Annotated in this window: 11 protein-coding genes; all 11 read left to right on the plus strand. The window is 30.7% G+C overall.

Translation table 11 applies throughout. The features are described 5' to 3' along the window. Positions 1 to 125 precede the first annotated feature (125 nt). Complete coding sequence (gene ygiD, locus ACQRD5_RS08120) at positions 126 to 902, plus strand: 4,5-DOPA dioxygenase extradiol (RefSeq protein WP_291625294.1); 777 nt, start codon at positions 126 to 128, stop codon at positions 900 to 902. 636 nt (positions 903 to 1,538) lie between these two features. Next, entirely contained in the window at positions 1,539 to 2,051 is a 513-nt protein-coding gene (ilvN, locus tag ACQRD5_RS08125) for an acetolactate synthase small subunit (protein ID WP_291625292.1), read from the plus strand. Between the two features lie 151 nt (positions 2,052 to 2,202). Next, positions 2,203 to 3,798 carry a citramalate synthase gene (gene cimA / locus ACQRD5_RS08130; RefSeq protein ID WP_291625290.1) on the plus strand — a complete coding sequence of 532 codons (1,596 nt, stop codon included), beginning with the start codon at positions 2,203 to 2,205 and terminating at the stop codon, positions 3,796 to 3,798. A 17-nt stretch (positions 3,799 to 3,815) separates the two neighbouring features. Continuing rightward, complete coding sequence (gene leuC / locus ACQRD5_RS08135; RefSeq protein WP_291625289.1) at positions 3,816 to 5,081, plus strand: 3-isopropylmalate dehydratase large subunit; 1,266 nt, start codon at positions 3,816 to 3,818, stop codon at positions 5,079 to 5,081. A gap of 138 nt (positions 5,082 to 5,219) precedes the next feature. Beyond that, positions 5,220 to 5,705 carry a 3-isopropylmalate dehydratase small subunit gene (gene leuD / locus ACQRD5_RS08140; RefSeq protein ID WP_291625287.1) on the plus strand — a complete coding sequence of 162 codons (486 nt, stop codon included), beginning with the start codon at positions 5,220 to 5,222 and terminating at the stop codon, positions 5,703 to 5,705. 173 nt (positions 5,706 to 5,878) lie between these two features. After that, positions 5,879 to 6,949 (plus strand): 3-isopropylmalate dehydrogenase, encoded by a 1,071-nt coding sequence (gene leuB, locus ACQRD5_RS08145; RefSeq protein ID WP_291625285.1) that lies wholly within the window; start codon positions 5,879 to 5,881, stop codon positions 6,947 to 6,949. Positions 6,950 to 6,966: 17 nt separating this feature from the next. Next, positions 6,967 to 8,625 carry a dihydroxy-acid dehydratase gene (gene ilvD / locus ACQRD5_RS08150; protein ID WP_291625283.1) on the plus strand — a complete coding sequence of 553 codons (1,659 nt, stop codon included), beginning with the start codon at positions 6,967 to 6,969 and terminating at the stop codon, positions 8,623 to 8,625. 106 nt (positions 8,626 to 8,731) lie between these two features. After that, positions 8,732 to 10,402: a biosynthetic-type acetolactate synthase large subunit gene (gene ilvB, locus ACQRD5_RS08155; protein WP_320627699.1), complete on the plus strand. Its 1,671-nt coding sequence runs from the start codon at positions 8,732 to 8,734 to the stop codon at positions 10,400 to 10,402. Between the two features lie 19 nt (positions 10,403 to 10,421). Then, complete coding sequence (gene ilvC, locus ACQRD5_RS08160) at positions 10,422 to 11,426, plus strand: ketol-acid reductoisomerase (protein WP_291629786.1); 1,005 nt, start codon at positions 10,422 to 10,424, stop codon at positions 11,424 to 11,426. Between the two features lie 127 nt (positions 11,427 to 11,553). Then, positions 11,554 to 12,510 (plus strand): 1,4-dihydroxy-2-naphthoate polyprenyltransferase, encoded by a 957-nt coding sequence (gene menA, locus ACQRD5_RS08165; RefSeq protein WP_291629785.1) that lies wholly within the window; start codon positions 11,554 to 11,556, stop codon positions 12,508 to 12,510. Between the two features lie 258 nt (positions 12,511 to 12,768). Then, positions 12,769 to 13,155: an RrF2 family transcriptional regulator gene (locus tag ACQRD5_RS08170; RefSeq protein ID WP_294170622.1), complete on the plus strand. Its 387-nt coding sequence runs from the start codon at positions 12,769 to 12,771 to the stop codon at positions 13,153 to 13,155. Positions 13,156 to 13,261 lie beyond the last annotated feature (106 nt).

The raw sequence follows: 13,261 nt of genomic DNA on the forward strand, positions 1-13,261 counted from the left end.
TTTGTTTATTCCGTTTTAGAAGAGTTATAATGTGAATAACTTTTTTATTTATAAAAAGTACATTTGACTTTATGGATAATTATGGTTAGTATGTGTATAATAAATGAAAATTATGAGGTAATAAAATGAATAAGAAAATGCCAGTTTTATTTCTAGCTCATGGAAGTCCAATGAACGTGGTTTTAGATAATGAATATACAAATTCCTTAATAAAACTTGGAAAAGAGTTAGAAAAACCAAAAGCTATTATTATAATTTCAGCTCATTGGAAAACTAAAGGAACATATATAACATACAGTAAAAAGCCAAGACAAATTTATGATTTTTATGGATTTCCAGAGGAAATATATAATATAAAATATGAACCAGAAGGTGGAGAAAAATACGCTGAAATGGTTGCTAATGAATTAAAAAAAGAAGATGTAAAACTTACTGATGAGTGGGGATTAGATCACGCTGCATGGGGAGTTTTGAAGTATCTTTATCCTAAAGCTGATATACCTACCTTTGAACTAAGCTTAAATGGATTGTTGACAGAAGAACAACATTATAATATAGGTAAAAAACTAGTAAAGTTTAGAGAAGAAGGGATATTAATAATAGGCAGTGGAGATATAGTTCATAATTTAAGAGTAGCAGATTATGATCTTTATGGAAAGCCACATGAATGGGCTGAAGCCTTTGATGATTATATTGTTAGTGCAGTTAAAAATTATAGTCATAATACTTTAATTAACTATAAAGCTTTAGGAGATATATCAAAACTTGCAGTACCAACAGATGAGCATTTTTTACCCCTTTTATATGTAATAGGTGCACAAGAAAAAGCTGATAAAGTTCAAGTTGTTCATAAAAGTATTCAAAATTCTTCTGTATCAATGACATGTCTAAAGATAGGTTAGAACGTATTAAATGAAGGAAATTAAGTATAAAATGGATCTTATGAGAAGACAATTTTAAATTTGAAGATACTTTTTTATGTGTTTTAGTTGTATATTTTGTATTTATTATAGAATTACCTATATATAATATATATTAATTTGTTAAATTAATGAAAATAAATATAAAATATAAGTATATAATAATAGAAATATTCGAAATATTATTAATAATATCTATAAAATATTAACAAAATGATAATAAACCCTATATAAAAAAGCTTTTAAAAAGTGAATTGGCAAAGTTTTCTTAAAATTCTTGACATAGGATGAGAAGGGTAGTAAAATCTTAACAATAGCAAAACTTAATATGACCTTAAGATTTCAAATGCAATGAAGGAGACCTTTATTTAGATTAAAAGTTTCAGAGAGTCCATGTTAGGTGAGAATGGATACTTTACTAAATAATAATCACTCTAGAGCAGTGTCACAGAAATTACGAATAAGTATAAGTAAGTGGTAACCGGTAAGCACCGTTAAAGGCAAGGGTTTGTTTGAACCTAGTGATTGTAGAAATTAAGGCGGAATTATATACCACCATAATGATTCTTTCATTAAGGGTGGTTTTTTTACACAATTTTTTAAAAGGGGGCTAAGAATTTGGAAAGACATGTATTATCTGTATTAGTTAGAAATTCATCAGGAGTTTTAACTAGAGTTTCAGGATTATTCGCAAGACGTGGATTTAATATTGATAGTTTAACAGTAGGAAGAACTGAAAATCCAGAAATATCAAGGATGACTATTGTATTAATGGGAAATGACGATGTTTTAGAACAATTTACCAAACAACTTAATAAGTTAGAAGATGTTTTAAGAGTACATGAATTAGAATCAGAACATTCAATATATAGAGAGCTGGTTCTAATTAAAGTAAAAGCTTCAGCAGAAAATAGAGGGGCAATAAATGAAGTAGTAAAAATATTTAGAAGTAAGATAATAGATGTAGCACATAATACTGTAACAATAGAATTAACAGGTGATGATAGTAAGATTAGCGCACTAATAGAGTTAATGGAAGATTACGGAATAGTAGAAATAGTTAGAACAGGAATAGTTGCTTTAGAAAGAGGCGATAAGGATATTACTAATTATGGAGAATACTTTAATTAAAATGAAGAATGAAGAATGTAAAATGTAAAATTAATGAAATAACTTAGCATAGCTAAGTTATAAAATAGAAAATTAAAATTCAGCTATGCTGAATTATCCTTAATTATTCATTTTACATTTTTAATTTTACATTCAAATAAGGGGGTAAGCAATGAGCAAAAGGTATATAGAAATCTTTGATTCTACATTAAGAGATGGGGCACAGGGTGAAGATATTTCATTTTCTCTTGAGGACAAGATAAAGGTTGCTATTGCTTTAGATAAACTGGGGGTTTCTTATATAGAAGCTGGTAATCCTGGATCTAATCCAAAGGATATGGAGTTCTTTAAGAGAATTAAGGAAATAGAACTTAAGAACTCAAAATTATCAGCCTTTGGGGCAACGAGGAAAGCAAATATTAAAGCTGAAGATGACAATAATATAAAAAGTTTATTAAAAGCAGACACAGAAGTAGTTGTTATCTTTGGTAAGTCATGGGATTTTCAAGTAAAAGAAATATTAAAGACATCATTAGATGAAAATTTAAATATGATAAGGGATTCTATAATATATCTTAAAAGTCATAATAAAGAAGTTATTTTTGATGCAGAGCATTTTTTTGACGGATATAAGGCAAATAGTGAATATGCTATCAAAACATTAATGTCAGCAAAGGAAGCTGGGGCAGATGTAATAACCCTTTGTGATACTAATGGGGGAACTTTAACTTCTGAAATAAAAGAAATAGTAACTGAAGTAGTATCTTTAGTAGGTGGTAAGATAGGAATTCATTGTCATAATGATATAGGAATGGCTGTAGCAAATTCAATAATGGCTATAGAATGTGGGGCATCTCATGTACAAGGTACTTTTATAGGAGTTGGTGAAAGATGTGGTAATGCAAATTTATCATCTATAATACCAACATTACAATTAAAACTTGGATATGAAGTAATTCCTGAAAATAAGCTTTTGGAGCTTACAAAAACAGCAAAATATATTTCAGAAATATCAAATATAAAGCTTTTAGATAATATGCCATATGTAGGTTCATCAGCCTTTGCACATAAGGGAGGAATGCATATAGATGCAATTTGTAAAACTCCAGAATCTTATGAGCATATAAAGCCTGAAATGGTAGGTAATTACAGAAGGTTCTTAGTATCTGAAGTAAGTGGAAAAAGTACTATTTTAAAAGAAATTCAAAAGGTATTTCCAAGTATAACTAGAGATAGTGAAGAAGTTGAGAAAATAACTAATAGGCTTAAAGAGTTAGAATATGAAGGTTATAAATTTGAAGGGGCAGAAGGTACAGTAGAACTTTTAATTAGAAAGACTATAGGAAAGTACAAGCCTTTCTTTGAACTTAAACACTTTAAAACCATTGGTGAACAACCATGGAATACGAAGGATTTTACATCAACAGCTTTAATAAATGTGGTAGTTGAAGGAAAAAATAAAATGACAGCAGCAGAGGGAGATGGACCAGTTAATGCTTTAGATAAAGCTTTAAGAGAAGCCCTTGAAAACTTCTATCCACAGTTAAAAGAAGTAAGACTTATAGATTATAAGGTTAGAGTTTTAGATTCAGAAAGTGCCACAGGAGCAAAGGTAAGGGTTTTAATAGAATCAACAGACGGAATGGAAAATTGGAGTACGGTTGGAGTATCTAGAGACGTTATAGAGGCTAGTTTAATAGCTTTAGTTGATTCAATAGAATATAAATTAATAAAAGATATAGAAAAAAAATTAAAGACTTATTTTTAAAAAGGGGGACTAAAAACATGGGTATGACTATGACTCAAAAAATTCTTGCAGCCCATGCAGGATTAGAAAGTGTAAAGGCAGGGCAATTAATTGAAGCTAACTTAGATTTAGTGCTAGGTAATGATATTACATCACCAGTAGCAGTTAATGAATTTTATAAATTAAAGTTAGAAAAAGTTTTTGATAAAGATAAAGTGGCAATAGTACCTGACCATTTTACTCCAAACAAAGATATAAAAGCAGCAGAACAAAATAAAATGATAAGAGAATTTGCAAAAGAAAAGGATATAGCTAATTACTTTGATGTTGGTGAAATGGGAATTGAACATTGTCTTATTCCAGAAAAAGGCCTAGTAGTTGCTGGTGATGTTGTAATTGGGGCAGATTCACACACTTGTACTTATGGAGCTTTAGGAGCTTTTTCAACAGGAATAGGTTCTACAGATATGGCAGCTGGAATGGCTATAGGTAAGTGTTGGTTTAAGGTGCCATCAGCTATAAAATTTGTTTTAAAGAATAAGCCTGCTAAGTGGATAAGTGGTAAGGATATAATTCTTCACATTATAGGTATGATAGGTGTTGATGGAGCATTATATAGATCTATGGAATTTGTTGGAGATGGAATAAAGTATCTTTCAATAGATGATAGATTTACAATGGCAAATATGGCTATAGAAGCCGGTGGAAAAAACGGAATATTCCCAGTTGATGATGTAACTATTGAATATTTAAAAGATCATTCAGATAGAGAATGGAAGGTTTATGAGGCTGATGAAGATGCTGAATATGATGAAGTCTATGAAATAGATTTAAGCACATTAAGACCAACAGTAGCATTCCCTCATTTACCAGATAACACAAGAACTATAGATAATGTTGGGGATGTAGAAGTAGATCAAGTAGTTATAGGTTCTTGTACAAATGGTAGAATCTCTGATTTACGAATAGCAAGAGATATTATAAAAGGAAAGAAAATTAAAAAGGGAGTTAGATGTATCATATTCCCAGGAACTCAAAAAATTTACCTTCAAGCTTTAGAAGAAGGAATAATAAAAGATTTAGTAGAAGCAGGTGCAGTATTCTCAACATCTACTTGTGGGCCATGCTTAGGAGGACATATGGGAATCCTAGCAAAAGGAGAGAGAGCTGTTTCAACTACAAATAGAAACTTCGTAGGAAGAATGGGACATGTTGAATCAGAAGTATACCTAGCGAGTCCAGCAGTTGCAGCAGCATCAGCACTTACAGGGAAGATAACAAACCCTGAGGAAATTAAGAATTAAGAATGAAAAATGAAGAATTAAGGAAATAACTTAGCAAAGCTAAGTTAAGAAATAAAATTTCAAATTCAGCTATGCTGAATTATCCATAATTCTACATTCTAGATTCTACATTTTACATTATAAAAAGGGGGATTTTAAATGAAGGCAAAAGGTAGAGTTTTTAAATATGGAGATAATGTTGATACAGATGTAATAATTCCAGCGAGGTATTTAAATACCTCTGATCCAAAGGAATTAGCAGCACATTGTATGGAAGATATAGATAAAGAGTTTACAGAGAAAGTTCAAAAGGGTGATATTATCGTTGCAAATAAGAACTTTGGATGTGGATCCTCTAGGGAACATGCACCAATAGCTATAAAAGAAAGTGGAGTAAGTTGTGTTATAGCATCAACATTTGCAAGAATATTTTATAGAAATGCAATAAATATAGGATTACCTATATTAGAATGTGATGAAGCAGTTAAAGCAATAGATGCAGGGGACGAACTTGAAATAGATTTTACTACAGGAATTATAAAAAATAATACTAAAAATCAAGAATATCAAGGAGAGCCATTCCCAGAATTTATGCAAAATATAATAAACTGTGGAGGACTAGTTAACTACATTAAAAGTAAGTAATAAGTAAGAGTAAATAAGTAATAGTGAAGAGGTAATAGTGAAGAATTAAGAGTGAATAGTTAAGGAATAAACTCCTACGGAGTTTAGAAATTTTATAATTCAGCCAAGCTGAATTATTTCAACAATTCTACAATTTACATTCTTCATGTTCATTCAATTTAGGGGGTTATAAGATGAATTATAAAATAGCTATAATACCTGGGGATGGAATTGGTCCAGAGGTTGTGGAACAAACTGTGAATGTTTTGAATTGTGTTGGGGATAAATTTAATCATACTTTTGAATATGAGTATTTATTAGCAGGGGGATGTGCTATAGATGAGAAAGGCACACCTTTACCAGAGGAAACTTTAGAAGCTTGTAAAAAAGCTGATGCAGTATTGCTTGGAGCAGTTGGAGGACCTAAATGGGATGATCCAAATGCCAAGGTTAGACCAGAGCAAGCATTGCTTGGATTAAGGGGAGGACTTAATTTATATTGTAATTTAAGACCAGCTTTATTATATGCACCTTTAAAGGATGCATCACCTCTTAAAGATAACATAATAGGTGATGGAATAGATATATGCGTAGTTAGGGAACTAACTGGGGGAATATATTTTGGTGAAAGAGGAAGAGAAGAAGTAGATGGAGTACAAGGTGCTTATGATACTGAAAGATATAATGTAAATGAAGTAAGAAGAATAGCTAAGATTGCTTTTGAGACAGCTATGAAAAGAGATAAAAAACTTACAAGTGTAGATAAAGCAAATATATTAGAGACTTCAAGACTTTGGAGAAGTGTTATAGAGGAAGTTGCTAAAGATTATCCAGAAGTTTATGTTAATCACATGTATGTGGACAATGCTTCTATGCAATTAGTAAGGGATCCAAAGCAATTTGATGTAATAGTTACTTCTAATATGTTTGGAGATATTTTATCAGATGAAGCAAGTATGATAACAGGGTCAATTGGTATGCTACCTTCAGCATCTTTAGGAGAAGGAAAGCTTGGAATGTATGAGCCTATACATGGTAGTGCTCCAGATATTGCAGGAAAGGGAATTGCAAATCCATTAGCAACTATACTTTCTGCAGCAATGATGCTAAGATACAGCTTTAATTTAGAAGATGAAGCAAGACTTATAGAAGGAGCAGTAGTTAAGGTTTTAGAAGATGGGTATAGAACAGGTGATATAATGAGCGAAGGAATGAAGCTAGTTGGAACTAGTGAGATAGGAAAGCTAGTATTAGAAAATATGTAAAATGAGAGGTGAAATATATGAGGAGTGATGTGATAAAAAAAGGTCCACAAAAGGCACCACATAGATCATTACTAAAGGCAACAGGGTTAACAGATGAAGAAATCAACAGACCATTAATAGGTGTTGTAACTTCACAAAATGATATAATAGCAGGTCATATAAATTTAGATAAAATAGTTGAATCAGTTAAAAAAGGAGTACTTATGTCTGGAGGCACTCCAATAGTATTTCCAACTATAGGAGTATGTGATGGTATAGCAATGGGGCATGAAGGAATGAGATATTCCTTAGTTACAAGAGAACTTATAGCAGACACTATTGAATGTATGGTTAAGGCACATGCTTTTGATGCACTTGTATTAATACCAAACTGTGACAAGATTGTGCCTGGTATGATGATGGCTGCATTAAGACTTAATATACCAGCAATAGTTATTAGCGGTGGACCAATGCTAGCTGGTAAGTTTAAGGGTAAGGACGTATCTCTTTCAACTATGTTTGAGGCAGTTGGGGCATTTGAGAATGGTACTATGTTAGAAGGTGATTTGTGTGATATGGAAAATAAAGCATGTCCAACATGTGGTTCATGTTCAGGTATGTTTACAGCCAATTCAATGAATTGCTTAGCAGAGGTTTTAGGTTTAGGATTACCTGGTAATGGAACAATACCAGCAGTATATTCAGAAAGAATGAGACTTGCTAAATATGCAGGTATGAAAATAATGGACTTATTAGAAAAGGATATTAAGCCAAGAGATATAGTAAATGAAAAATCTATAAGAAATGCATTAACTGTAGATATGGCTTTAGGATGTTCTACAAATAGTGTTCTTCATTTAACAGCAATAGCAAATGAAGCAAAAGTAGATTTAAATTTAGATATGATAAATGAAGTATCAGAAGTAACACCTAATCTTTGTAGATTAGCACCAGCTTCAGATACTCATATTGAAGAGTTATATTGGGCTGGTGGAATTCAAGCAGTTATGAAGGAGCTTTCAAAGAAAGATCTTTTAGACTTAGATTCTGTAACAGCTACATCCAAAACTCATAAGGAAAACTTAGAGGGAGTAGAAGTACTTGATTACAATATCATTAAGAGTATAGAGGAGCCATTTAGTTCAACTGGTGGAATAAGGGTATTAAAAGGGAATTTAGCAACAGATGGAGCAGTAGTTAAAAAGTCAGCAGTTTTAGAAGAAATGTTAGTGCATAAGGGGCCAGCAAGAGTATTTGATTCAGAAGAAGATGCAATTGAAGCAATTCTTTCTAAGAAAATAATTAAAGGCGATGTAGTGGTAATTAGATATGAAGGACCTAAGGGTGGTCCAGGTATGAGAGAAATGTTATCACCAACATCAGCAATTGCAGGAATGGGTTTAGATAAGCACGTAGCATTAATAACTGATGGAAGATTCAGTGGAGCAACTAAAGGAGCTGCAATAGGACATATTTCTCCAGAAGCAGCTGAAGGTGGAACAATAGGACTAGTAGAAGAAGGAGATATTATTTCAATAGATATTCCAAATGGAAAACTAGAACTATTAGTAGATGAGGAAGTTTTAAAAGAAAGAAGAAAGAACTTCAAACCATTGCCACCAAAGGTTACAGAAGGGTACTTAGCAAGATATGCTAAGCTAGTAAGCTCTGCAAGCACAGGAGCAATACTTAAATAATTAAGAATTTAAAATGTAAAATGTAGAATTAAGGAAATAACTCAGACAAGCTGAGTTATGAAAGATTAATAATTTTTCATTCTACATTAAAAAAAGGGGGGTATTTATGATTATAACTGGAGCTGAAATTTTAATAAAAACCCTTTTAGATGAGGGTGTTGACACTATATTTGGATATCCGGGTGGAGCTGTTTTGAATATATATGATGAGCTTTATAAATATAGAGATGAGATTACTCATGTATTAACTGCCCATGAACAAGGGGCTTCTCATGCAGCTGATGGATATGCAAGGGCTACTGGTAAAGTTGGAGTTTGTTTAGCTACATCTGGACCAGGGGCAACTAATTTAGTTACTGGAATTGCAACTGCATATATGGATTCTATTCCTATGGTTGCTATTACAGGAAATGTAACTAAACCATTATTAGGAAAGGATAGTTTCCAAGAAGTAGATATTACAGGAATTACAATGCCAATAACAAAGCACAATTATATTGTTAAAGATGTTAATGACTTGCAGAGAATAGTAAAAGAAGCCTTTTATATAGCAAAGGAAGGTAGACCAGGTCCTGTATTAATAGATATACCTAAAGATATAACAGCAGCTAAGGCAATATATGAACCAATGCCTCATACGGAGGTTGAAAGAAAAACTAAGTATATAACTAAGGAAGCCTTAGAAAGTGTAGCAAGACTAATTAATGAAGCAGAAAATCCATTTATATATGCAGGGGGAGGAATAGTAGCATCAGGAGCTTATGAAGAACTTAAGGAAATAGTTAATAAAATAAATTCTCCAATTGCAACATCTCTTATGGCAATGTCATCATTCCCTTATGATCATCCATTATATACGGGAATGATAGGGATGCATGGAAGTAAAGCTTCTAATATATTAACTAGTAAATGCGATTTATTAATAAATCTTGGGGCAAGATTTAGTGATAGGGTTATAAGCAATCAAAATCATATTAAAAATGCAAAGGTAATTCATATAGATGTAGATCCTGCAGAAATAAATAAAAATGTAAAAGTAGATGCCTTTGTAGTGGGAGATTTAAAAATAGTTCTTCAAAAATTAATTCCACTTCTTAAAGAAAAGAAAAATGAAGAGTGGCTTGAAAAAATGAGAGAACTTAAAGCCTTAAATGTAGAAGATACTTCTGAAACAGGAGAATTAACACCAGAATTCCTATTTAGAAAATTAAGTGAGTTAGATGATGGAAGTTTCGTTCTTACAACAGAAGTTGGACAGCATCAAATGTGGGCTTCCCAATACTTTAAATTTAAAACACCAAGAACCTTTATATCATCAGGGGGACTTGGAACTATGGGATATGGATTAGGGGCTTCAATTGGAGCTCAAATGGCACTAAAGGATAAGCAAGTTATAAATATTGCTGGTGATGGAAGTTTTGGAATGAACTGCAATGAATTAGCCACAGCAGCTAAAAATAATCTACCTATAATAGTTATAATATTAAATAACAATTCCTTAGGAATGGTTAGACAGTGGCAAAACTTTTTCTATGAGGGAAGATATTCATCAACAACTTTAAATAGAACAACAGATTTTGTGAAAGTAGCTGAAGCCTTTGGTGGTAAAGGATATAGAGTCTTTGAAAAAGAAGAATTAGTTCCTGTATTAAAGGAAGCCTTAGAATACAAAGGACCTGTTGTAATAGATTATGTAATAGAAAGCGACAAGAAAGTATTTCCAATGGTTGCACCAGGTGCACCAATTAATGAAATAATAAGTGAAGAAGATGTATAAATAATAGGGGGTTAGAAAAATGGCAAAAATGTATTATGAAAAGGACACAAATTTAGATTTATTAAAGGGGAAAAAAGTTGCAATAATTGGATATGGTAGTCAAGGTCATGCACATGCATTAAATTTACATGAAAGTGGAGTAGATGTTGTAGTTGGACTTTATAATGGAAGTAAATCATGGAAGAGAGCTGAAGAAGCAGGCTTAGAAGTTGCAACAGTTGCAGAAGCAGCAAAGGCAGCAGATGTTATAATGATTTTGTTACCAGATGAAAGACAAGCACAAGTTTACAAATCAGAAATCGCACCAAATTTAGAAGCAGGAAATGCCTTAGTATTTGCTCATGGATTTAACATTCATTATGGACAAATAGTTCCACCAGCAGATGTAGATGTATTTATGTGTGCACCTAAGGGACCAGGACATATGGTAAGAAGAACATATACTGAAGGTTCAGGAGTTCCATGTTTAATAGCTGTATATCAAAATCCAACAGGAAATGCTAGAGATTTAGCATTAGCATATTCTAATGGTATTGGTGGCGCAAGAGCAGGTGTTTTAGAAACTACATTTAAAGATGAAACAGAAACAGACTTATTTGGTGAACAAGCAGTTTTATGTGGTGGTTGTACAGCACTTATAAAGGCTGGATTTGAAACATTAGTAGAAGCAGGATATGCACCAGAAAATGCATACTTTGAATGTTTACATGAAATGAAACTAATTGTAGATTTACTATATCAAGGTGGTATGAGTATGATGAGATATTCAATATCTGATACTGCAGAGTATGGAGACTACATGGTTGGGGATAGAATAGTTACAGATGAAACAAAGAAAGAAATGAAGAAAGTATTAAAAGAAATCCAAGATGGAACCTTTGCAAAGAACTGGTTATTAGAAAACCAAGTTGGAAGACCAATGTTTAATGCAAGAAGAAAAATGGAAGCAGAACATCCAATTGAAAAAGTTGGTAAAGAACTTAGAGAAATGATGAGCTGGATAGATACTAAGAAATTAGATTAATAATAAAATATAACCTTCACTAAAAAGTGTATCTTTTAATTTTACTATGATTTCAAGAGTAAAATTACATAGATACACTTTTTAACTTATGTTAAAATATTTAAGTAATAAATAAGGAGGAAATTAAATGGATATTAAAAGTTTTTTAAAGCTAGTGGAAATACAGACAAAAGTAGCAAGTGTTATTCCATATTTATTAGGAACTTTTTATGTTTTATACAGATATGAAAATTTTAATTTAAAAAATGCAATTATAATGTTTTTATCAATGATAATCTTTGATATGACTACAACAGTAATAAATAATTATATAGATTACGCAAAGGCAATTAAAAAAGAAGGATATGGATATGAAACTCATAATGCAATAGTAAGTCATAATTTAAATCCAAAAGTAGTTAGGACTTTAATTTGTACTATGCTAGTTGTAGCAGTAACTTTAGGATTAATATTAGTTAAAAATACTAATATTATAGTTTTATTAATTGGAGCTATATCTTTTGTAATTGGAATTACTTATTCCTTTGGTCCAATTCCAATTTCAAGAACACCCTTTGGAGAAATTTTTTCTGGACTTGCTATGGGATTTATAATAACATTCTTATCTATTTATATTCATATATTTGACGCTGGAATATTAAGTGTAAATATTAATGAATTAAGTAATATAAATATCAGTTTTAATTTCATAGAATTAATTAAGATATTTATAATATGTTTGTCTCCAATAATGGGAATTTCAAATATAATGCTTGCAAATAATATTTGTGATATAGATGAAGATATAGAAAATAAAAGATATACATTACCAATATATATCGGTAAAGAAAATGCATTAAGGGTATTTAAATGGCTATACTATATTGGATTTATTTCTATATTTATTGGTATATTAATTAGAGCATTGCCAGTAGTTTCAATAGTAACTTTATTAGTATTAAAAGTAGTTCAAGGAAATATTAATAAATTTAACAAGCTTCAAACTAAAAAAGATACATTTATTTTAGCTGTAAAAAACTTTGTTATTACAAATCTAGTTTATGTTATTACTATATTATGCGGATTGATTTTAGATTTATATTAAAAAGTGGATTTGTTTTAAAGAAATATTTATATTAGTTAATTTAAAAGGGCTATTGTATTAGCGGGTAAAAAACTGCTAGCGATAGCTCTTTTTTCTCTAGCAAATCTTGAATAATCTGAAGTGTAATCATCTTCTAGTAAAAAAAATAAAAAAAAGTATTAAAAAATCGAAATAAGTTCAAATATTCAAAAAAACTTTGAATAATAATATAATTTTGATATAAAATCTTAAAAAATAGTAATTGTATAGGAGGTTAATATGCATTTATCTAAATTTACTTATTATTCTTTAAGAACTTTAGTTTATTTAGCTAATAATAGAGAAAATGTTTTTACGACAGAAGAATTATCGAATAAGTTAGAAGTATCCAGGCATCATTTAAAAAAAATAATAAATAAGTTAGGTAAAACGGAGTTTATTATATCAACGAAAGGCAGAACAGGGGGAATAATGTTAGGCTTAGATCCAAAGGATATAAATTTAGGAGAATTAATCAGTATAACAGAAAAAAACTTAAATATGGAAGAATGTTTTTATAAAAATAATTGTATAAACCCTAATTGTAAAATCAAGGGAGTAATACAAAGTGCATTAAATGAATTTATTAATGAATTTTCTAAATATTACTTAAGTGATATCTTATAGATTATATGTTTCTTATTTAAAGCAACTTTATTAATAATAGGTATTATAGAATAATAATTTATTTATTTTAAAAGCATTTCAAGTGAAATCAGTTAGTTTTGCATAA

Source organism: Clostridium sp. SGI.024 (genome assembly GCF_050315195.1).
Classification (GTDB): domain Bacteria; phylum Bacillota; class Clostridia; order Clostridiales; family Clostridiaceae; genus Clostridium.

Excerpts from the sequence above, each read along its gene's own strand:
- leuD (WP_291625287.1), top strand. The coding sequence starts at position 5,220 with ATGAAGGCAAAAGGTAGAGTTTTTAAATATGGAGATAATGTTGATACA.
- leuB (WP_291625285.1), top strand. The coding sequence starts at position 5,879 with ATGAATTATAAAATAGCTATAATACCTGGGGATGGAATTGGTCCAGAG.
- cimA (WP_291625290.1), top strand. The coding sequence starts at position 2,203 with ATGAGCAAAAGGTATATAGAAATCTTTGATTCTACATTAAGAGATGGG.
- ACQRD5_RS08170 (WP_294170622.1), top strand. The coding sequence starts at position 12,769 with ATGCATTTATCTAAATTTACTTATTATTCTTTAAGAACTTTAGTTTAT.
- menA (WP_291629785.1), top strand. The coding sequence starts at position 11,554 with ATGGATATTAAAAGTTTTTTAAAGCTAGTGGAAATACAGACAAAAGTA.
- ilvC (WP_291629786.1), top strand. The coding sequence starts at position 10,422 with ATGGCAAAAATGTATTATGAAAAGGACACAAATTTAGATTTATTAAAG.
- leuC (WP_291625289.1), top strand. The coding sequence starts at position 3,816 with ATGGGTATGACTATGACTCAAAAAATTCTTGCAGCCCATGCAGGATTA.
- ygiD (WP_291625294.1), top strand. The coding sequence starts at position 126 with ATGAATAAGAAAATGCCAGTTTTATTTCTAGCTCATGGAAGTCCAATG.
- ilvD (WP_291625283.1), top strand. The coding sequence starts at position 6,967 with ATGAGGAGTGATGTGATAAAAAAAGGTCCACAAAAGGCACCACATAGA.
- ilvB (WP_320627699.1), top strand. The coding sequence starts at position 8,732 with ATGATTATAACTGGAGCTGAAATTTTAATAAAAACCCTTTTAGATGAG.